The following is a 20,306-nucleotide window of genomic DNA, read 5'->3' as shown; positions in this document are numbered from 1 at the left end:
GGCATGATCTATACACTTTTTACTTGGTATAAAGGATTTCGCTCTATTATACTTCCCTCTTTCGGAACGGTCAAAGCGTCGACTTCACAATGAGGGAAATGAAGCGCGAGCTGTTCTTTGAGCTTTTCTCCCTTTCCTTTTTCAGTCATAACAAGAATCGTCGGGCCTGCCCCGCTGAGAGCCGTTCCGTATGCGCCCTTCATCTCGGCGACGTGTTCTACTTTGGACAGCTCAGGCACAAGCATCGCCCGGTATGGCTGGTGGAACATATCCTTCTTCATGATTTTCCCGACGAGCGGCCAATCCTTAGACATGATCGCAGCAATGAGGATATTGCTGATGGCACTTGCCTTTACGGCATCGGCATATGGAAATTCCTTCGGAAGCACGTCTCTTGCGTCTCTTGTCAGCACTTCGTAAAAAGGAATGACAACGACAACATCAATGTCAGCATCCGGGACGCGGATCATTTGTGTCTCGTCATCTTCATGCAGGCCAATGACAAGTCCGCCAACGAGAGAAGCGCCCGCATTATCCGGGTGTCCTTCTTCAAGGCTGGCTACATGCAGCTTGTCCGCTTCAGAGAGCTTTAAGCCGCATAATTCATCAGCCAGTTCAACGGCCGCTACAATCGCCGCGGCGCTGCTGCCAAGGCCGCGTGCGAGCGGAATGTCGCTCCACACTTTCACATGGACAGGCGGCATTTCTTTACCGTATAAATCTGCTGTCCGTTTTGCCACTTGATAGATCAGATTATCTGTACCCGCCGGAATTCCGGCGACTGTTTCTGTTTCAGCTTCAAAAGACCACTTGTCGCTTTCAAAGACGGTCAGCTTCAAATATCTGCTGAGCGCCATTCCAACTGAATCGAAGCCGGGGCCTAGGTTAGCTGTGCTTCCGGGAACAGTGACAGTGAACAGCATGTCGGCTTCGTTCATACACGGGCCGCTCCTTTTACATATTCAAGGATGCTGTCTTCATTCGTCGGCAATGTGACCGGCTTGATTTCTGAAATGTCGACTGCTGTATTCGGATCTTTCAGCCCGTTTCCTGTTAACACTGCGACGACCTTGCTGCCTTTCGGAATTTCTCCGGATTTCACCTGTTTCAGAACGCCAGCAATGGAAGCGCAGGATCCCGGTTCTGCAAACACGCCTTCTTCACGGGCGATCAGCTGATACGCGTGAAGGATTTCATCATCAGTGACTTCGTCAATTTTCCCGTTGGATTCCTCAGCTGCCTTTACAGCTTTGTCCCAGCTAGCCGGGTTTCCGATACGAATGGCTGTTGCTATTGTTTCCGGATTTTCAATTACTTCATTGCGAACGATTGCCGCCGAGCCTTCCGCTTCAAATCCGCGCATTTTCGGAAGGCCTGTGCCGTTTTTCTCATGATATTCCTTGAAGCCCTTCCAATACGCTGAGATATTGCCTGCGTTTCCGACCGGGATCGCTAAAACATCCGGTGCTTCGCCCAGCTGCTCGCACACTTCAAAGGCAGCTGTTTTTTGGCCTTCAAGGCGGTAAGGGTTGACTGAGTTGACAAGAGCAATCGGTGATTTCTCACAGATGGAACGGACAATTTTAAGCGCATCGTCAAAGTTTCCGTCAATTGCTATAATATCGGCTCCATACATGACAGCTTGAGCAAGTTTTCCAAACGCAATTTTTCCGTTCGGGATGATGACGATGCATTTCATGTTAGCGCGGGCTGCATAAGCAGCCGCAGCAGCGGACGTGTTTCCTGTTGACGCGCACATAATCGTATCGTTGCCTTCTTCTTTTGCTTTCGCCACAGCCATAACCATTCCGCGGTCTTTGAATGATCCCGTAGGGTTGACACCTTCTGTTTTGACATGAAGCTCAATTCCGAGCTGCTCAGACAGCTTCGGCAGATGGATAAGAGGTGTATTTCCTTCATGTAAAGTAAGCGCCGGTGTTTGATCTGTTACAGGTAAAAAATCTTTATATTGATGGATAAGACCTTTCCACATTAGCTCCAACCGTTCCCTTCTACACGATATGTGCTTTTGACTTCTTGAACGACTTCCAAATCATTTAGGTTTTGCAGGATATCACTGAAATCAGCTTCTGATGTATGGTGTGTCACAATCACGATTTCTGCCAACTCATCATGGTCTTTAATCGGCAGCTGAAGGATTTTTTCAAAGCTCACGCCCCGTTCTGAGAACACAGACGTAATTTTCGAGAATGAACCGACCTCATCTTTTACATGAATTCTTAAAAATTGCTGTGCGTAAATGTCAGACGGCGACTTCATGTTTTTCTCATATTGCGGCCCAACAAAGCTGTTGCCGGTTACGCCGAGCCTCATATTTTTCATGACCGCGACAAGGTCAGAAACAACGGATGTCGCAGTCGGCATGCTCCCGGCTCCAGGCCCGTAGAACATCGTCTCACCGACAGCCTCTCCGTAAACGTAAACGGCGTTAAACTCATTATGCACAGCAGAAAGCGGATGGTGGTCAGGAAGAAGTGTCGGCTGAACACTGACTTCAATTTTGCTTCCGTCACGCTGTGCAATCCCAATCAGTTTCATCGTATAGCCGAGACGTTTGCTGAAGCTGATGTCCTCGTCTGTAATTTGGGAGATCCCCTTTACTTTGACGTCTTCCAAATCTACATTCATCGAGAAGCCGAGGCGCGCCAATATCGCCATTTTCCGTGCGGCGTCAAGCCCTTCCACGTCTGAAGTCGGATCTGCTTCGGCAAAGCCAAGATCTTGCGCTTCTTTGAGCACTTCCTCATATGGGCTTTTTTCTTTGATCATTTTTGTTAAGATAAAGTTCGTTGTTCCGTTCACGATCCCCATCATCTTTGTAATCCGGTCTGATGAGAGGCCTTCCTCTAACGTGCGCAGAATCGGAATCCCGCCGGCAACACTGGCTTCAAAGTAGATATCGCAGCCATTTTCCTTCGCTTCAGCAAGCAGCTCGGAACCGTACACAGCCATTAAATCCTTGTTTGCTGTGACAACATGCTTTTTCGATCTCAGCGCGTCGACCAAATATTGTTTTGTCTGCTCAACTCCGCCGATCACCTCGATGACGACATCAACATCTGGATCATCGATGACATCATACACTTCTGTCGTGAGCACTTCCTTCGGCAAATCTACTTCTCTCTTTTTCTCTAGATCTTTTACAAGCACTTTTTTTATCGTAATCGGACAGCCGACCTGATGCATCAGCTTATCCTGATGGTCTTGAATAATTTTAACGACACCGCTTCCGACGGTACCTAAACCTAAAAGCCCTACACGAATTGCTTTCAAAAAAACTCCACCTTTCTTTTAATTGTCCTCTTGAAAAAGACAATTGTTAACTCAACACAGACATATAAGTTACAAACATTATATAAGCCCACTCCTGTTTTGACAAGACAGTAATCGGCTGAATTTTATGAATGTAACCGCTTAACCCATTGATATGACAAGATTCTTTATTTTCTAATTATTTTTCCGCCTTTGCCGAGCCAGCTCACGCGGGGAACAAACGGTTTCTGCGCCCGCATGTTCATGAATTCCTGCGCCGTATTTAGAAATTGCTCATAGCGTTCGCACTCACTAAGAATGAAGTCAAGCTGCTCTTCATAATAATGCTTTTCTGATTCTGATGACATGTAGTAGCTCTCCACGATTTCAAAATAATGAAGCGGAAAGAGCAGACGGCTGTATAAAAGACGTTTTGAAAACGAAGATAGCGGCGTAACTTGCTCGTATTCCTGCAAAAAGTGAAAACCCTGCTGATGAAAATCTTGTCTATGATGCAAAAACGTATGCCTCATATATTCAGCCAAATCGCGTGAGGCGTGGTCAAATACCCAATCCGCAGGAATCCTGATCAGTGATTCGGGTGACCATGTATGCCTTTCCATCCGCTGATGGCATATCGTTCCTGAATCGGCGGCTTGAGGCTTGTCATCCAGCTCAGTGTCCACTAAATATTGTATCGCGTTTTCTGACAGTCCTAAATAATATGGAAATGATTCGATCATTTTTTTATCGAATGGCTCGTGAGGCGGGGTATGAACCTTTCGCTGCCAAAACACCTCCAGCTGATCAATGCGTTTTCCCCACAGATCCTTCCACTGGCCGATTCTTCCGGCTGCCTTCACTTCATACGGATACCCTCTGCCTTTTCGGTGAAATTCCGCCAGCTCCTGTCCAATGGAGAACGCACGGTTTGAAAAAGGGGGTGCCGCCTTCAGCAGAGCGTACGTTTTCCCCTCATGTTCAAACGTCAGCTCACCTTCTTTTGTAAAGATAAAAACCGAAACGTATGGGTCACTTTGTTCTTGTAAATACTGACTCATGTAATAAAGCTCTGCCAGTTCTGTCTCTGAGAATTGGGAAACGGGGACAATCAGAAAAAATGAATTCGGCGTCTGAAAGCATTGATATGTGTGCTGGTACATGGAAAGCTGCCTAATGTGAATACCGTATTTTTCTTTTATTGTACCTTTCACAATGATCACCTGCCTGTTGAATTAGGGCTCATCACATCGTAGTCATACACGTCCGGAATTATGAATACATATTTTAATCCGACGAAGGCGCAAGAAAAAGTCGTAAACATCTCAAACATTTTGTATAAACTAGTAAAAAAGATTGGGTGAAGCTGATGTCAGAAAACGAACAAATCAGTCAGATGGAAGCAAAAGCAAGAGCACGGATGAAGGAGCGCGGCGTTGAGGTATCAGACATTGCCGAGCTTGTCTTTTTTCTTCAGAAAAAATATCATCCGGATTTAAACATTGATGAATGCACGTTGAACGTCAATCGCGTTCTCGCAAAACGCGAGGTGCAAAATGCGATTTTAACGGGCATTGAATTGGATATTCTTGCTGAGCAGAAAAAACTGTCTGAGCCGCTGCAAACGATGCTGGAAACAGATGAAAGCCTATATGGGGTAGATGAAGTTCTGGCATTTTCCATCGTGAACATTTACGGATCAATCGGGTTTACGAACTACGGTTACATCGACAAAGAAAAACCCGGCATCCTTAAACATTTAAATGATAAATCAACCGGCGAATGCCATACCTTTTTAGATGACATCGTCGGCGCGATTTCCGCCGCGGCCTCAAGCAGGCTCGCACACCGCGCGCGGCATACAGAATAAGGGCACCCTTTTCGGGCGCCCTTTTTTAAATGTATGGAATCCATTCGGTCAGAGAGTCAATGGCGTGAGTCGGTTTTTCCATATCGTCTGTCATATGCTCTCTTTTCGTTACGCCTGTGTGAACGAGCAGCGTATCCATACCGGCGTTAATGCCGGCCATGATGTCCGTCGCATAGTTGTCGCCGACCATGAGTGTTTCGGACACATCCGTGCCAAGAACGCGCATCGCCTGCTCCATAATGATTGATTCCGGCTTGCCGATAAATACCGGCTGTACGCCTGTGGATACAGTTAATACAGATGTCAGTGAACCGTTTCCAGGCAGAAGGCCTCTTTCAGTCGGGATCGCAATATCTCCATTAGTGGAAATAAAGCGGGCACCATTTCTGATTGCCAGGCAGCCGACAGCAAATTTTTCGTATGTAATGGAACGGTCAATACCGACAACGACAAAATCCGCGTTTTCCCCGCCAAACGTCAGGCCATTTTCTTCAATTGCCTGGCGGATTCCTTCTTCCCCGATCACATACACAGACGCGTCTTTTTTCTGCTGAGCGATATGCTGGGCAGTCGCCATGCTGGTCGTGAAGACCTGCTCTTCTGTTGCGGGAATATCAAAAGACACGAGCTTGTCCGCCACCTGCTTCGGTGTGCGCGAAGAGTTGTTTGTCACGAAAAGATAAGGAACTCCGCGATCTTTCAGCATTCTGACAAATTCACACGCTTCCTCGATTTTTTCCGTGCCATTGTACATCGTTCCGTCTAAATCAATTAAATACCCTTTATATGTTTTCATTTCCAACACTCCTGTGGCTTTCCAGTTGTTATTTAAACGCAGAAACAGGGCCAAGCTCTGTTTCCAAGTAGCTTCTGATCCGTTGCGGGAAGTCTTGCAGAGCTGTCTGATGTGCCGTGATCAGCCTGTAAAGCTCGGCGCTGTCAGCGAGCAGGTACTGCTGAACTAATGTTTTGCGGTAGGCGATCAATTGCTTGAGCTCACTTCCCTCTTGTTCCGTGACAACTTTTTCATCAACAAGTATGTCCATAATGTCATCATAGCTGCCCGGGTCCCGCATAATAAAACCGTCAATCATGTCATTGCCTGTATCCAGGATGCATTCGATTAACAAATGGCCTATACGCTGAAGCGCCAGTCCCCCGATTTCAAACTGCCAGTCTGTTTGTGAGTTAAAAAGCGCCAGCTGGTGCTCATAGAACCTGAGTGTTTGCTCGATCTTGTTTCTGTCAACAAAATACATGACAGCATCCCCTTTGTGTATGTTTATTTTCTGATCCGTTTCAAGACAAAATACGCACAGCCGAAATTGCAGTATTCGTAAATGTATTCATCTAATGTGCTGATTTTCGTTTCGAAGGTTGCCTTTTGATTCTGGTCGTCAAAGAAGCCCTTGAGCCTGAGCTGACCGTATCCCCAGTCTCCCACAATATAATCGTATTTATTTAAAATATCGGAGTAACGGGCTTTAAAAGCCTCTTCATTGAAGCCGTCTTTAAAATTGTGCACCAATTCAAATTCGGCATTTTGAATAAGAATCATGATCTCACCTCTTTTTCACTCATTCCTATCATAATTCATTGCCCCGTCCCCATCAATTGCTAAAGAATAAATCATGCGATTTGGCTACCCTACACATGAGGAGGGATTTACAAATGAAACGAACTGCTGTCAGCCTCTGCCTGCTGACCGGGCTTTTATCCGGGTGCGGAGGCGCAGGATTGGACAATGCCGGGCAAAATGTCCGAAATCAGGCGCAGAATCAAACCAGACCCATTCATGTGTCTGACCGCAACGAGGCTTTTAACCGGCATGATGAGAACGAACAATTTGGCTATGTCCGCTATCAAAAAGAACAATTTGACGGCGAACAGCAGAAAACGCCGGTAATGAACCGGGAAGAAACCGCTCACATCATATCAAGTTTAACGGTTCAGCTCCCCCATATTCAAGATGCTGCAACATTGGTCACCGATCAAGAAGCGCTTGTCGTATACAAAACCGATTCTAAAAACCGCGGGCTGACCGCCGATCAGGTGAAAAAAACGGCTGCTTCTGTAATACCGCGATACTATCATGTGTATATTTCTGATAATCCAAACCATATGCAGTCGATCGAAAATTTCAGCAGTCTCGGCTCTGGTTCAAGGGATATCAGAGAAATCATGTCGGGGACGATTCAAGAAATGAAAACCTCCCCGCAAGGAAGCCCCGTCTCAGAGAATGAAAATGCCAACGGAGAAACCCGACAGGACATGAAAACCGATAGGAATGACAAAAACGCCAGATGATCTGGCGTTTTGGCATTATGCTTGTGCTTGGCGCTTTTTAGATGCTTCGTTCACTTGTTCATCCGCATGGTAAGAAGAACGGACAAGCGGGCCGGCTTCGCAGTGGCTGAAGCCTTTTTGCATCGCGATTTCCTTTAATTCTGCAAATTCATCAGGGTGATAGTACTTTTGAACTTTCAAATGTTTCTTCGTCGGCTGCAGATATTGGCCGATTGCCATAATATCCACGTTGTTTGCCAAGAGGTCGTCCATGACTTCAATAATTTCTTCCTTCGTTTCGCCGAGTCCGATCATGATGCTTGATTTTGTCGGAATGTCAGGTTGCATTTCTTTCGCACGGCGCAAAAATTCCAACGAACGGTCGTACGTCGCACGCGCGCGGACTCTTGGCGTCAGGCGGCGAACCGTTTCGATATTGTGATTCAGGATGTCTGGGCGTGTATCCATCAAGGTTTTCAGGTTATCATAGTTTCCGCCCATATCAGACGGCAGCACCTCAATTGTTGTGAACGGGCTTTTTCTGCGGATCGCACGGACAGTTTCCGCAAAAATGCCTGCCCCGCCGTCTTTCTGGTCGTCACGCGCAACAGCCGTAATGACCGCGTGTTTCAGATTCATAAGCGCGACAGAATCCGCTACGCGTTCCGGCTCTTGCAGATCTAGCTCAGTCGGAAGGCCCGTTTTGACAGCACAGAAACGGCATGCTCTTGTACAAACAGAACCTAAAATCATAAATGTAGCTGTACGTCTGACCGCCCAGCATTCATGAATATTCGGACATTTTGCTTCTTCGCATACGGTATGCAGGTTGTTTTCACGCATGAGTTTTTTGAGCCCTGTATAGTTTTCATTTGTGTTTAATTTGATTTTGAGCCATTCGGGCTTTCTGAGGTGTTCGTCTTTCTTTGCCAATTCCCATCATCTCCAATATCCAATATACTCAATTTCTGACACGAAACATTCTGAAAACGAGAAAGGTGCAGGTTTTATTTCTGCAACAAAAATAATGTTTTTCTAACTAAAGAAAGTCTTTTCTTTAGACACTTTAACATAGGAAAAATTTCTCGACAAGGGAAGATGATTACTGACATTTTTAAGCCGGCTTGCCGCAAACTATGTGTATTCAATATGAAAGGAGATTATTTTGTGAAAGTTTTGTTATCCGCTCTTCTTCTCCTTTTGTTTGCGTTTGAGCCTTCTGCGTCTGGAAAAAAGCTTTCAGATCCAGTGCTGTCGAAACGGATGGAATTATATCATAAAGTCGAGGCTGTGACGCAGATTCCTTGGTATGCGCTCGCCGCAGTAGACCAGTACGAGGAAAATGTGCGGAGTAACCGAAAAGATCTGCCTGACAAAGCGGGAATCATCAGCATCTATATACCGGATGAAATCTGGAGCGGGCCTGAAAACCCGAATCCGAAAGACGATGCACCGTTAAGCATCAAAGTATTTGATGGGATTGGGATGGATGGTGACGGAGACGGAAAAGCCGAGGTCAGCAATGATGAAGATATTTTGTATACATTCAGCCAATACTTGCTGTCGTATGGCACAGATGAGGACAACATCCGTATCGGGCTTTGGAATTATTACCGACGCGATCAGACAGTCGGGATCATATCTGAATTCATGAAGCTGTTTAAAGCTTACGGCCATATTGATCTGGGCGAGCATGCGTTTCCGCTTCCGATCAGAACCGATTACAGCTATCGCAGCACGTGGGGAGATGCCCGCGGCTTCGGAGGAAGACGGATTCATGAAGGCACGGATATCTTTGCCCATTATGGCCTTCCTGTCAAATCTACCTGTTACGGCATAGTTGAAATGAAGGGCTGGAACCGCTTCGGAGGATGGAGAATCGGCATCAGAGACATTAACAATACGTATCATTATTTTGCCCATCTCAATGGGTTTGCCAAAGGGATTAAAACAGGACAGATCGTTGAGCCCGGCCAAGTGATCGGATCAGTCGGCAGCTCCGGATACGGCCCGCCGGGAACAGCTGGAAAGTTCCCGCCGCATCTTCACTACGGCATGTACAAAGATAACGGAAAAACCGAATGGTCGTTTGATCCATACCCGCACTTGAGAGCGTGGGAGCGATATGAATACAAAAAAAAGAAATAACGAAAAGCCGCCTCTTCAACGGGCGGCTTATTTGCTGCTTTTTTCATTTTTCGATTTCGATTCGGCACTGTCCTCATCTTTACTGCTTGGGAGCTGGACAGAAGGCGTGACACCTGAGCCGCCGCTTCCGTTATAAAACTGGGGCACTTCGCCCTGCACTGCTTTAATCGATACAGGAACATTATTTGTGACGACAGCGGTTTTGCTTGCAAATGGAATGATGACCTTCACTTTAATTTCGACAAAGATGCTTATATCAATAAGTGCATTATTTATGCCATATGGCTTGATTTTGGTTTTGACATCTGTAAAAGCGTCACCGATTAAATTGAACCGGACTGGGATTTTCGGCCCTAGGTTTCCGAGGAGGCTGTTGCCGGTTACCTGTCCCAGCGGAATGTTGATCATAATATTTTCACTGGCGCCGCTGTGTCCGGAGTGGGTTTCCATCTCTTTTAGATGAGCCTGAAGCTGCTTTGTCACTTTTGTTTTGACACTATTTACAACCTGTGTATTAAAATCGATTGTCGTTAAGTTTCCGTTTTCATCAGAATTCATTTGAAACATATCTTTCATATTTTCACTGTCAGACATATAATCCTCAATCGAATCCTGGATCACCTCTGTCGCTATACGCTTCGTTTCCATCTCGCCGATGTCCATTAAAACAGGTTTGATCGAGCCATTGATCATCCAAAGGCTGACTGTTGTTGACAGGATAAAAAAGACAACTGACAGAAGCATCACGTACCGGAAAGGCAAAGGTCCTCTCTTGCGAAAAGGGCCGCGATATCTTGGCAAGAAAATCCCCCCTTACATATCACAATGTATGCTTGTAAGAGGGGACATAGTAATAGCCGGGCCAAATTTTTATTTCACCATTTTCAAAAGCGCTGCTCTGCCGCTCATGCCGGCATGAATGCCGATATCTTCCGCGGCGTACGTGACGGATTCTAAAGGTGCGTCTAACAACTGGTCAATGGTGCGTACACCAACTGCGCGCCCCGCCACAATGCCCCGCTCCTTTAATTTTTCATTCAGCAGCGCCACATCAAGCGCGCCGCACATAATGTATCCGTGCTCATTTGTGACAGCCATAAAATTCGTTTTTGGAAGCTTCACTGTCACAGCTGTAAAAGGCTGTCCTTCTATCATGATTGGTGTCAGATTTACCACGTCAACCACTCCCTTCATTCATCACTTTATGATGAAGGGCACAGCTTGTTGTGGGCTGACCTTCTTATTGCGCGAGCTTCCAAGCGAGCAGATCCCGCAAAAACTCCGGCATAAAATATTCTTTTTCTGCGGCGTCACGGATGATCGGAAACAGTCTGCCGAGGGTAAACATGTCAAGCACCGCAACAGAGTATTGTTTATGTTTTTCAATCTCTTCCCCGTTCAGCGTGATTCGTGTGACATGCGTGATTCCGTCATCCAGCCGTTTCGTTTCTACAGCAACACCCGCGTACACCATTTTTCCCATTACTTCTCCGCGGAAGCCGAGCCCTTTGATCCGGAGCTGCTCCATTTGTTCTGAAGCGGCATGGACAATGGTTTCTTTCAATTCTTCTCCCGTCAGTCGGACAGCCACTGGGTTGATCGGATGAGGGCAGATGCGGTGCAGATCCAGCTTCGTCACCGGACCCGCTTTCAGCGGACCGAGAATGACACCGGAATTCACCATACTGATGTCCGTCCCGCACCATTCCTTTAACGCGTACGCCAAAAGCAAAGGCAGCTCTGATTCTTCAAACCACTTCACCTCGGCATCTTGCGCAAGCTCCGCAACAGCATCGGACAGCTTATCCTCGGCTTCACGTTCTTTTTCTTTGAGAAACGCTTTTGTTTCTGCTGATTCTCCTGTCCATTCCGCCATGTTTTGCACAGACGCTGTTTTGCTGATGATGCTTCGCTGTATGCTGTCCACCGTGATTTCTACACAGCCCACATAATGCCCGTATTTCTCGGCGCTGGCAAGCAACACGCCGTTTACCACTTGTCCATCTTCAAGCAAATGATGGGTGTGCGATTCGAGGATTACATCAATCTCAGGTACCGCTTCAGCCATTGCCTGATCATCTAGAATGCCTAAATGTGACAGCAGAACGATGATATCAGCCTGCCCTTTCACTTCCTGAATGGTTGCTTTTATGCTTTCAAAAGCATCGGTTACTGTCCATCCCAGCTTGTCATAAACGGGATAATACGGCACAGTTACACCTAAAAAAGCAATGGACATACCGTTTTTCAATGTTTTGATATGGTAAGGAACCGCCCAGGACGGACGGCTTCCGTTTTTGTCATATAGATTAGAGACGATAACGGGAAATTCAGCATGATCATATAAGGCTGCGAGCTCATCATGCGGAAGCGTAATCCCTTCGTTATTGCCGATCACCGCTCCATCAATGTGAAGACGGTTTAAGAGATCGACATTCGCTTTTCCGAAAGTCGCCTCTGTCACGAATTGAAAACGATCAAGATGATCGCCAATATCAAAAACGAGCGTCTCTTCGCTGTCTGATTGATGCTCTTTTCTTTTCTGCTCGATATAATCTACAATTTTCGGCCAGTTTTCAAAATGGCTGTGCAAATCATTTGTATGATATAAGCGGAGCTTCTCCTTCATATTATCTCTCCCTAATCGTTCAGCTGAAAATGCCTTCATAAATGAGCTGGCAGCCGATCAAAATCAATACGATCCGCATGATCATTACGATCGTTTTCGTCTGCATTTTTCTGTTGATGGCGGCGCCAAGCTTTCCGCCGAACCAGGCGCCGGGCACAAGTGCGAGGGCATACAGCCAATTGACATGCCCGGAAATAACATGTGAAACAGACCCTGTCATAGAGGACAGGAAAATAATAAACATGGACGTTGCCACCGCAACCTTCGGCGGGAACAGGAATAACAGCATCATCGCCGGAACCATGAGCGATCCGCCGCCTATTCCGAAAAGCCCCCCTAAAAAGCCGACAACAAAGGCAATCGCAATGCCGATAGGCGCCTGATATGAGTACGTATAAGGCTCACCGGCATCATCCTGAAATGTCCGAATAATCCCTTTGTGCGCTTTGTTGATCGGCCGGGCTTTCGCTTTGAGCATTAAGGATAATGAAATAAGAATCATAAAAATGCCAAACCAAATGGAAAACGAGTTTGAATTGAACAGCTTTGACACGTAAGCCCCGATAATGCTGCCGGGACCTGAACCAATAAAGAAAATGAGCCCGCTCTTATAATCAACGGTTTTATATTTAATATAAGCCAAAGTTGAAGAAAGACCCGTAAAAATAATGACCAAAAGCGAAGTTCCAATTGCGACCTGCGGCGTCACATCCTGAAACAGCGGCGTCACTGTGCTTAGAAACATCAGAGACGGCACGATCACAATTCCGCCGCCAAGCCCAATCAGGCTTCCTACCGTACCTGCGATTAATCCCAGTACGACCAAAATCACCAACGACATCAATCAAAACCTCTTTTCTAAAATAAATCGAGCTGTCTCGGAGCAAGTCCGCTGTACTCGATATCAAGCAGTTCAAGCATCTGCTTGCCATTATCCGCGGCGTCTCCGCCGGAATTGTTGTTGAACAGGACAAAAACATCCTTAGATTGCTGCTGCAATTCATTCAGGTGCTGTTTCCAATCCGCCAGCTCCTGTTGATTGTAGCGGTATAAGTACCTGACCTCCCGCCAGTTTTTCCCGCCGTCAGGCTTCATCCAGCCCTGCTTGTTGCGTCCGTGAAACCTGACGAGCGTTTTGTTTTCATCGGTCGCGCGCAACACAGTCGGGACGCTGCCTTCCCCGATTTGCGGTTCATCACAGACACTGTGAATCCAGCCTTCCGCTTTCATAAATGAAAGCGTCTGCTCATAAAATGGCGGCGAGAACCAGGAACGGTTTCTGAATTCAAGCGCACATGGAATATCTCCCATTTGGTGCTTGCACCATCTCAAATAAGCGACATTCTCCTTCTTGCAGTCAAACCACGGCGGAAATTGAAACAGCACCATGGCAAGCTTATTGCTATGTAAATATGGCGTTAAAGACACCTTAAACGCGTCAAACATCTCCTCTTTTGAATCAAAGGGGATTTCTCCGCGCTGATGCCCTGTCATGCCCTGATACGCTTTCACGATAAATTGAAAGGTTTCCGGCGTTTCCTTCACCCACTTTTCATTATTTCGCGCCGGCTGAATTGCGTAAAAGCTCGCGTCTAATTCAACGATCGGAAAATGGGAGGAATAGGCCTGCAATTTTTTCTGGCTGGCCGTTTTCGGCGGATAGATGCTGTCATGATCCCCCCATCCCGTCAGTCCGATATAAATCACAATCATTCACCTCTCTCCCAGTTTATCACACGTGTTTTCAGGTTTCCTCGGAAATGCTGTTCATATGGCGGGAAAATGCTGAACGAAGATGCTGGTATTGTTCCTCATTCGTATCTAAAAACGCCTCTTCTCTTGAAGAAGGAATATGCTGATATTCAATCGGCGCCTGAAACTGTTCACTCGTAAAATCGTACATCACGCCATTGATGCTGTTATAAAAATGCCAGCTCTCACCGACTTTGGTTTTGAAAATGGCGCCGCCGAATTGATCTTGAATCACCAATGCCGTCACACCGCATTGTCCGCATGCCGGGCATTCTTCCGTCCATTTAGAGCTCGTATGGCGCAACCAAGATTGCTTTAGTATGTATGTGATATGTTCCATTGCCTCCGCCTCCTTTTAAAAAAGATACCACGTTGATTTCATTTTAAAAACAAGAACGGAGGAAATCAAAAAACCCGGCGGTAAAATCGCCGGGCTTACGAAGGAACGACCAGTGCTCCATCAATTTCGCTGACTTCTTCCCCATCATTGTACACGCACCGGCCTTTGCTGTAAGTGGCCAAAATGCTGCAGGGAAATGTATGTCCTTCGTAAATGCTTTTTTTATGCTTTGAAAACATCGATTCTTTTGTGACAGTGTACGGCTCCATGCTGACGAGCACAAAATCCGCATCACATCCCGCTTCAAGCCGCCCTTTTTGCTGAAGGCCGAATCGTCTCGCAGGGGCCGCTGCTGTCCATTCAGCGATGGTTTCAAACGGAATTTGATGCTCAAGCGCCAGTTCCAGCATTCCTAATAAAGTAAACTGTCCGCCGCTGATTCCGCCCCATGATAAAAACAGATTATCCTCCCGCTTTAAAGACGGACGACAAGGGGAATGGTCTGAGGAAACCATGTCAATGTGCCCCGCAATGAGCGCCTCGATCAGCGCTTCCTTCGATTGCTGTGACCGGAGCGGGGGCGCACATTTTGCGACAGAGCCCTTTTCCCGTAAATCGTCATGGCTGAACAAGACATAATGCGGGCATGTTTCAACCGAAACATCAAGCCCTTCCTGTCTCGCCTCTCTGATCAGCCGGACCGCTTTCGCCGTGCTGATATGGACAAAATGAACCGGACAGCCTGTCACCTTCGCATACTGGATCGTGCGATACACCGCTTCAGCTTCGGCTTCCTCCGGACGGGAGGCGGCGTACGCATCCGCATCCACTTTTCCTTTATTGGCCAAAACCATCTGCAGATAACTTGTGATTGCGTCGCTCTCCGCATGAAGAGCGAGGATTTTTCCTGCAGCCGCGATTTCTGTCATGCCTTTGAGCAAGGTACGTTCATCAACAGAGCGGAACTCGTCTGTGCCTGATTTTGATAAAAACGCTTTAAACCCGATCGCCCCCGCTTCAGCCATTGGGCGGATGTCATCGATATGACCTGGCACAAGCCCGCCCCATAGTGCAAAATCCACAGCTGATTTTCGCCTGCCGAGTTCGGCTTTTGCGAGAAGATGCTCTGCCGTCACGGTTGATGGAATGCAATTGAGCGGCATATCAAAATAGGTGGTGCAGCCGCCTGCTGCCATCATTTGCGAACCTGTTTCAAACCCCTCCCAGTCCTCTCTGCCCGGTTCATTGAAATGAACATGGCAGTCTATCGCACCTGGAAACACATATTGGCCTTCTGCCTGGATCATTGCTGCCCCGCTCGCTTCAATGTCTGAACCAATCTCGGTAATGACACCGTTTTGAACTGCAATATCAGCTTCTTTAACGCCATCTGGCGTAACTGCCTTCGCACCTTTTATCACCATATCGTAAGCCATATTGATCCTCCCATGTAAGGTTGACGATTTTTCATGTCAGTTTATGTAACACAACCAGTTCTATTTTCAACAGTTTACTGCTACTATGATCGTATTACATTAGCAAAACCGCTAGAATTCCTATTGAAAATTATTCATCTTAACCAATGTTTTTTATAGAAAAGGAGAATGCGCTATGAATATTTTTGATGTGATGAAAATACCGGCTTATGAAAACGCCAATTTAATCGCAGGAAAAGCAGGAGGAGAAAGAGAGGTTCAGCATGTCAATATGATGGACGCTCCGGATATCGCAGACTTTCTGCATAAGAATGAATTGCTCGTCACCACCGCGTATCACCTGAAGGATCACCCGCACCAGTTATCTGAGCTGATTCGGCAAATGGCAAAACGCGGCTGCGCGGGCCTCGGCATTAAAACAAAGCGCTACCTGGAGGATATCCCGAAAGAAATCATCGAGCTGGCCGATTCATACGCGTTTCCGATCATCGAGCTTCCAGAACACATCCGCCTCGGCGATATTGTGAATGCAACACTCAGCCACATTCTCGATATGCGTTCTAACGAGCTGCAGCAAGCCATTTACGCGCACAAAAAATTCACAAACCACATTATGAGCGGCAAGGGGCTGCAATCTCTCCTCAAAAAGGTGTCAGACCTCCTTCAGCTTCCCGTGCTGCTTCTTGACCAGCATGCCAAAATGCTTTCTGCGTCCCATCAGATTTCATTTGAGACCGAAAAGCTGAAAGGCACCCTGAATACCGTATCCGGGCCGTTTTTCACTTGTTTCTCTACGTTCTCAGATCGAAAAACGTATTCTGTCCTTCCTATTTATAATCACGAAAAAAACTGCGGCTACCTGCTGATACCCGACATGGTGCAGGCCGGAGACAAAGGATTGATTCTCACCATTGAACAAGCTGCAAACGTCATTTCCTTTGAACTGCTGAAGGAAAATGCGCTGAAGCAATTCGGCCGGCGGGCGCGCAATGAGTTTTTCAGCAATTTTATTGAGCGCTCATTTTCTTCAGACGACGAAATCAAAAACCGGGCAAAGGAATTTAAGCTGCGCTGGGATCAAAAATACATGTGCATTGCGGGAAAACTCGACCGGAATGACGAATCGATCAGCTTTACAGAAAATCAGCTCGCCTCCGATGGCGTATTCGAATTTCTTGAAGGCGAATTATCGGCCTTCCCGTTTCCGCCCCACCTCTTTATTAAAGGAAATGTCGGCATTATTCTGATCGAGGCGACAGACAGCTGGAGTGAAATGCACGCCTCGGTGATCAGCTTTTTAGAGCAGTTTCAAACACAGGTCAGAGCTCAATTTAAACGGACTGTGTCCTTTGGCATCAGCAACATATGCCAAAAGCTCATTGACGTTCCCGACGCGTTCACCGAAGCTTCAGACGCTCTGCAATCAGGGCATTTGTCAAGAAGCACGGAGTTTATTCAGGTGTATCATGCCAAAGATGTGCCTGAGCTTCTCCGCCTTCTCCCGGTTGAGGATTTGAAGAAATTTTACAACTCCACGCTTCAAAGCCTCGCTGAAAAACAGCAGGAGGATCAAAGCCTGCTTCATACGCTGTCCGTCTATTTAGAGACACACTGCCAAATTTCCGAGACGGCAAAGCGTCTGTACGTTCATCGCAATACCGTCATCTACCGCCTTGAAAAATGTGAGGAGCTGCTGGGCAAAAGCTTAAAAGATCCTGAGACGACGATGCGTTTGCGGCTTGCCTTACGGATGCAGCGGCTGATCAGCTAATGTTTGTCACATTTTCTTACAAACTGAATCGTTTTTCGTCACTTTCATCAATAACACCTGTCTTTTTCGGCTACAGTATCCAATGACACCCGGCAATCGGCACGCTATCATGTTACTAAAGTTCACATATAAAAGGAGGGACTATGGTGAAACAAAAATCGTTCGCGGTGTTCACTCTTGGCCTTCAGCATGTGCTGGCCATGTATGCAGGTGCGATTTTAGTGCCCCTGCTTGTCGGCAGGGCGCTGAATCTAACATCTGAACAGCTGTCTTACCTGTTGGCGATTGACCTGTTAACGTGCGGTGTGGCGACGCTTTTGCAAACCTTGCGCGGAGCATTCATCGGCATCGGGCTTCCCGTCATGCTCGGCAGTTCATTCGTGGCCGTCACCCCGATGATCGCAATCGGCGCGAACTACGGCGTTCACGCGATTTACGGTTCAATCATCGTGACAGGGTTATTTATCTTTCTGTTTGCACGTTTTTTCGGCAAGCTGACCGTGTTATTCCCTCCTGTCGTAACAGGTACCGTTGTCACCTTAATCGGCCTTTCACTTGTTCCGACAGGTGTGAAAAATATGGCTGGCGGCGAAAAAATAAACGGCAGCGCCAACCCCGAATACGGTTCGCTCGAAAACCTTCTTCTCTCTGTCGGCGTCCTTGTCCTGATCTTAGTCCTTAACCGCTTTCTCAAAGGGTTTGCCCGAACGCTGTCCGTTCTGGTTGGAATCGCTGCCGGGACAGCGGCAGCAGCCATCATGGGCAAGGTCAGCTTTTCTGCTGTCACTGAAGCCCCGCTCTTTCAAGTACCGAAGCTGTTTTACTTCGGAGCCCCTTCATTTGAAATCGGCCCGATCTTAACGATGCTGATCGTCGGAATCGTCATTATTGTCGAATCAACCGGCGTTTTCTACGCAATCGGAAAAATATGCGGCAGACCTTTAACCGAAAAAGACCTTGTCAAAGGCTATCGAGCGGAAGGAATCGCCATTCTTATCGGTGGACTGTTCAACGCCTTCCCCTATAACACCTTTGCGCAAAACGCCGGCTTACTACAGCTGACGAAAGTGAAAACAAGAAACATCGTCGTTACCGCCGGCTGTATCCTTGTCTGTCTCGGACTGGTTCCGAAGATTGCAGCCCTTGCTTCTGCCGTTCCTGCGGCTGTGCTTGGCGGCGCGACCGTAGTCATGTTCGGCATGGTGATTGCGTCAGGCGTCAAAATGCTCAGCACAGCGGATCTCAAAAATCAATATCACCTGCTGACCATCGCATGCTCAATCGCACTCGGCATCGGCGCAAGCACGGTGCCCGGGATTTTCGCTGAATTCCCCGCTCCGATCCGGATTCTGGTTAGTGACGGAACCATCACCGGAAGCCTGACCGCCATCTTTTTGAATCTATTTTTCAGTTTGCGCGGCAAAAAAGAAACAACCGCTCAGAAAACTGAACTTCCGGTATTAGACCATACACTCGCATTAGAAAAAGAGGTGTAAAAAAAATGAAGGAACAGCACAATGTCTTTCAGCTGATGATGCTCGGACTTCAGCACATGCTCGCCATGTATGCGGGAGCAATTCTCGTTCCGCTGATCGTCGGAGCGGCGATCGGGCTGAATCCGGGGCAGCTGACGTATTTAATTGCGATCGATTTGTTCATGTGCGGGGCCGCGACTCTTTTGCAGCTGTGGAAAAACCGATACTTCGGCATCGGCCTCCCTGTTGTGCTCGGATGTACGTTTACCGCGGTCGGCCCGATGATTTCCATCGGCAGCACATACGGTGTCTCAGCGATATATGGCGCCATTATCGCCGCAGGGCTGATTGTCGTCTTAGCCGCGGGCTTCTTCGGAAAGCTTGTCCGTTTTTTTCCGCCTGTCGTGACCGGTTCAGTCGTCATGATCATCGGCATCAGCCTGATTCCGACGGCAATGAATAACCTGGCCGGCGGTGAAGGAAGCAAAGACTTCGGCTCACTGGACAACGTACTCCTCGGGTTTGGCGTCACAGCTTTTATCTTATTGCTACTTTATTTCTTTAAAGGCTTTATACGCTCCATTGCGATTTTGCTCGGCCTTATCGCAGGAACAGCGGCTGCATTCTTTATGGGAAAAGTCGATTTTTCCGACGTCATAGAGGCGTCCTGGCTTCATGTTCCGTCTCTGTTTTATTTTGGCCCGCCAACCTTTGAGCTGCCGGCTGTTGTTACGATGCTCCTCGTTGCCATTGTCAGCCTGGTTGAATCGACAGGTGTTTACTTTGCTCTGGCCGATATCACAAACCGCAGGCTGTCGGAGAAGGATCTGGAAAAAGGCTACCGGGCGGAAGGGCTTGCGATTGTGCTTGGCGGCTTATTTAATGCGTTTCCCTATACAGCCTTCTCGCAAAATGTCGGTATCGTTCAGCTTTCAAAAATGAAAAGTGTCAATGTCATCGCCATCACAGGAATCATGCTCATGGCGATCGGACTGGTTCCAAAAGCCGCAGCATTGACAACAGTGATTCCAACCCCAGTTCTCGGCGGCGCGATGATTGTCATGTTCGGCATGGTCATTTCTTACGGGATCAAAATGCTTTCCAGCGTTGATTTCGATTCGCAAGGCAACCTACTGATTATCGCCTCTTCCGTCAGCTTAGGGCTCGGCGCCACAACAGTTCCCGCGTTGTTTTCATCTCTCCCGGGCTCGGCCACAGTCTTGGCTGAAAGCGGAATTGTGATCGGCAGTTTGACGGCAATTGCACTGCACGCTTTTTTTCAAACCAAACAGTCTAATGGCGCTGAAATAAAAACGTAAAGGAAGA

21 protein-coding genes are annotated in these 20,306 nt (G+C 47.4%); 6 read left to right on the top strand and 15 right to left on the bottom strand.

Annotated features, from left to right (window positions below; all coding sequences use genetic code 11):
- Nucleotides 1-8 precede the first annotated feature (8 nt).
- The 4 genes from thrB to cotNH form a co-directional block, all read right to left on the bottom strand.
- Entirely contained in the window at nt 9-938 is a 930-nt protein-coding gene (gene thrB, locus AC0C66_RS18500) for a homoserine kinase (protein ID WP_072182295.1), read from the bottom strand.
- Nucleotides 935-1,993: a threonine synthase gene (gene thrC, locus AC0C66_RS18495; RefSeq protein ID WP_061188082.1), complete on the bottom strand. Its 1,059-nt coding sequence runs from the start codon at nt 1,991-1,993 to the stop codon at nt 935-937. Before thrC ends, thrB begins: the two co-directional genes overlap by 4 nt.
- The gene (locus AC0C66_RS18490) at nt 1,993-3,294 is read right to left on the bottom strand and encodes a homoserine dehydrogenase (protein ID WP_061188012.1); all 1,302 of its coding nucleotides are present in this window, start codon (nt 3,292-3,294) and stop codon (nt 1,993-1,995) included. Before AC0C66_RS18490 ends, thrC begins: the two co-directional genes overlap by 1 nt.
- Nucleotides 3,295-3,461: 167 nt before the next feature.
- Nucleotides 3,462-4,490 carry a spore coat-associated protein CotNH gene (cotNH, locus tag AC0C66_RS18485; protein ID WP_072182306.1) on the bottom strand — a complete coding sequence of 343 codons (1,029 nt, stop codon included), beginning with the start codon at nt 4,488-4,490 and terminating at the stop codon, nt 3,462-3,464.
- Nucleotides 4,491-4,642: 152 nt separating this feature from the next.
- Between cotNH and AC0C66_RS18480 the strand changes: the two genes are divergently transcribed.
- A complete protein-coding gene (locus tag AC0C66_RS18480) occupies nt 4,643-5,143 on the top strand; it encodes a phosphatidylglycerophosphatase A family protein (protein ID WP_014115036.1) in 501 nt (166 codons plus the stop codon).
- Between the two features lie 25 nt (nt 5,144-5,168).
- On the opposite strand, the gene nucF is transcribed toward AC0C66_RS18480, so the two are convergent.
- From nucF to AC0C66_RS18465, 3 genes are read right to left on the bottom strand one after another with little or no spacing between them, the layout of a single operon-like run.
- Complete coding sequence (gene nucF, locus AC0C66_RS18475; protein ID WP_072182296.1) at nt 5,169-5,939, bottom strand: 5' nucleotidase NucF; 771 nt, start codon at nt 5,937-5,939, stop codon at nt 5,169-5,171.
- A gap of 28 nt (nt 5,940-5,967) precedes the next feature.
- Nucleotides 5,968-6,402 (bottom strand): DUF86 domain-containing protein, encoded by a 435-nt coding sequence (locus tag AC0C66_RS18470; RefSeq protein WP_072182297.1) that lies wholly within the window; start codon nt 6,400-6,402, stop codon nt 5,968-5,970.
- A gap of 23 nt (nt 6,403-6,425) precedes the next feature.
- On the bottom strand, nt 6,426-6,701 hold the full coding sequence (locus tag AC0C66_RS18465; protein ID WP_003228682.1) for a YutD family protein: 276 nt from the start codon (nt 6,699-6,701) through the stop codon (nt 6,426-6,428).
- A gap of 113 nt (nt 6,702-6,814) precedes the next feature.
- Here AC0C66_RS18465 and AC0C66_RS18460 point away from each other — a divergent pair, with 113 nt between their 5' ends.
- Nucleotides 6,815-7,450 carry a YhcN/YlaJ family sporulation lipoprotein gene (locus tag AC0C66_RS18460; RefSeq protein ID WP_472973674.1) on the top strand — a complete coding sequence of 212 codons (636 nt, stop codon included), beginning with the start codon at nt 6,815-6,817 and terminating at the stop codon, nt 7,448-7,450.
- A 15-nt stretch (nt 7,451-7,465) separates the two neighbouring features.
- On the opposite strand, the gene lipA is transcribed toward AC0C66_RS18460, so the two are convergent.
- Entirely contained in the window at nt 7,466-8,362 is an 897-nt protein-coding gene (gene lipA / locus AC0C66_RS18455; protein WP_003222888.1) for a lipoyl synthase, read from the bottom strand.
- 234 nt (nt 8,363-8,596) lie between these two features.
- Between lipA and lytH the strand changes: the two genes are divergently transcribed.
- Nucleotides 8,597-9,577 carry an L-Ala--D-Glu endopeptidase gene (gene lytH, locus AC0C66_RS18450; RefSeq protein ID WP_041521059.1) on the top strand — a complete coding sequence of 327 codons (981 nt, stop codon included), beginning with the start codon at nt 8,597-8,599 and terminating at the stop codon, nt 9,575-9,577.
- A gap of 27 nt (nt 9,578-9,604) precedes the next feature.
- On the opposite strand, the gene yunB is transcribed toward lytH, so the two are convergent.
- The 7 genes from yunB to AC0C66_RS18415 all read right to left on the bottom strand — a co-directional run bounded on the left by yunB (nt 9,605) and on the right by AC0C66_RS18415 (nt 15,734).
- Nucleotides 9,605-10,378, bottom strand: coding sequence for a sporulation protein YunB (yunB, locus tag AC0C66_RS18445; RefSeq protein ID WP_072182298.1), 774 nt, complete (start codon nt 10,376-10,378; stop codon nt 9,605-9,607).
- 69 nt (nt 10,379-10,447) lie between these two features.
- Nucleotides 10,448-10,753, bottom strand: coding sequence for a YunC family protein (locus AC0C66_RS18440; protein WP_072182299.1), 306 nt, complete (start codon nt 10,751-10,753; stop codon nt 10,448-10,450).
- 64 nt (nt 10,754-10,817) lie between these two features.
- Nucleotides 10,818-12,206: a bifunctional metallophosphatase/5'-nucleotidase gene (locus AC0C66_RS18435; RefSeq protein ID WP_072182300.1), complete on the bottom strand. Its 1,389-nt coding sequence runs from the start codon at nt 12,204-12,206 to the stop codon at nt 10,818-10,820.
- 19 nt (nt 12,207-12,225) lie between these two features.
- Nucleotides 12,226-13,047 (bottom strand): sulfite exporter TauE/SafE family protein, encoded by an 822-nt coding sequence (locus AC0C66_RS18430; RefSeq protein ID WP_014115044.1) that lies wholly within the window; start codon nt 13,045-13,047, stop codon nt 12,226-12,228.
- Nucleotides 13,048-13,064: 17 nt separating this feature from the next.
- Entirely contained in the window at nt 13,065-13,913 is an 849-nt protein-coding gene (locus tag AC0C66_RS18425) for a DUF72 domain-containing protein (protein WP_072182307.1), read from the bottom strand.
- A 37-nt stretch (nt 13,914-13,950) separates the two neighbouring features.
- On the bottom strand, nt 13,951-14,298 hold the full coding sequence (locus tag AC0C66_RS18420; RefSeq protein ID WP_072182301.1) for a YunG family protein: 348 nt from the start codon (nt 14,296-14,298) through the stop codon (nt 13,951-13,953).
- Nucleotides 14,299-14,393: 95 nt separating this feature from the next.
- Nucleotides 14,394-15,734 carry an allantoinase gene (locus AC0C66_RS18415; RefSeq protein WP_072182302.1) on the bottom strand — a complete coding sequence of 447 codons (1,341 nt, stop codon included), beginning with the start codon at nt 15,732-15,734 and terminating at the stop codon, nt 14,394-14,396.
- A 175-nt stretch (nt 15,735-15,909) separates the two neighbouring features.
- Here AC0C66_RS18415 and pucR point away from each other — a divergent pair, with 175 nt between their 5' ends.
- The 3 genes from pucR to pucK all read left to right on the top strand — a co-directional run bounded on the left by pucR (nt 15,910) and on the right by pucK (nt 20,299).
- On the top strand, nt 15,910-17,505 hold the full coding sequence (gene pucR / locus AC0C66_RS18410) for a purine catabolism transcriptional regulator PucR (RefSeq protein ID WP_014115048.1): 1,596 nt from the start codon (nt 15,910-15,912) through the stop codon (nt 17,503-17,505).
- A gap of 146 nt (nt 17,506-17,651) precedes the next feature.
- The gene (pucJ, locus tag AC0C66_RS18405) at nt 17,652-19,001 is read left to right on the top strand and encodes a uric acid permease PucJ (protein ID WP_072182308.1); all 1,350 of its coding nucleotides are present in this window, start codon (nt 17,652-17,654) and stop codon (nt 18,999-19,001) included.
- Between the two features lie 5 nt (nt 19,002-19,006).
- Entirely contained in the window at nt 19,007-20,299 is a 1,293-nt protein-coding gene (gene pucK / locus AC0C66_RS18400) for a uric acid permease PucK (protein WP_472973673.1), read from the top strand.
- The last annotated feature ends 7 nt before the right edge of the window (nt 20,300-20,306 follow it).

The sequence above is a fragment of the Bacillus sp. VA13 genome, from assembly GCF_055710085.1.
This window is presented reverse-complemented; position numbering and strand designations above follow the sequence as displayed.

Coding starts and splice junctions, on each gene's coding strand:
- nucF (WP_072182296.1), bottom strand. CDS start 5,939: ATGAAAACATATAAAGGGTATTTAATTGATTTAGACGGAACGATGTAC.
- AC0C66_RS18415 (WP_072182302.1), bottom strand. CDS start 15,734: ATGGCTTACGATATGGTGATAAAAGGTGCGAAGGCAGTTACGCCAGAT.
- AC0C66_RS18470 (WP_072182297.1), bottom strand. CDS start 6,402: ATGTATTTTGTTGACAGAAACAAGATCGAGCAAACACTCAGGTTCTAT.
- AC0C66_RS18430 (WP_014115044.1), bottom strand. CDS start 13,047: ATGTCGTTGGTGATTTTGGTCGTACTGGGATTAATCGCAGGTACGGTA.
- thrC (WP_061188082.1), bottom strand. CDS start 1,993: ATGTGGAAAGGTCTTATCCATCAATATAAAGATTTTTTACCTGTAACA.
- pucK (WP_472973673.1), top strand. CDS start 19,007: ATGAAGGAACAGCACAATGTCTTTCAGCTGATGATGCTCGGACTTCAG.
- pucR (WP_014115048.1), top strand. CDS start 15,910: ATGAATATTTTTGATGTGATGAAAATACCGGCTTATGAAAACGCCAAT.
- AC0C66_RS18465 (WP_003228682.1), bottom strand. CDS start 6,701: ATGATTCTTATTCAAAATGCCGAATTTGAATTGGTGCACAATTTTAAA.
- AC0C66_RS18460 (WP_472973674.1), top strand. CDS start 6,815: ATGAAACGAACTGCTGTCAGCCTCTGCCTGCTGACCGGGCTTTTATCC.
- AC0C66_RS18435 (WP_072182300.1), bottom strand. CDS start 12,206: ATGAAGGAGAAGCTCCGCTTATATCATACAAATGATTTGCACAGCCAT.
- thrB (WP_072182295.1), bottom strand. CDS start 938: ATGAACGAAGCCGACATGCTGTTCACTGTCACTGTTCCCGGAAGCACA.
- AC0C66_RS18480 (WP_014115036.1), top strand. CDS start 4,643: ATGTCAGAAAACGAACAAATCAGTCAGATGGAAGCAAAAGCAAGAGCA.
- AC0C66_RS18420 (WP_072182301.1), bottom strand. CDS start 14,298: ATGGAACATATCACATACATACTAAAGCAATCTTGGTTGCGCCATACG.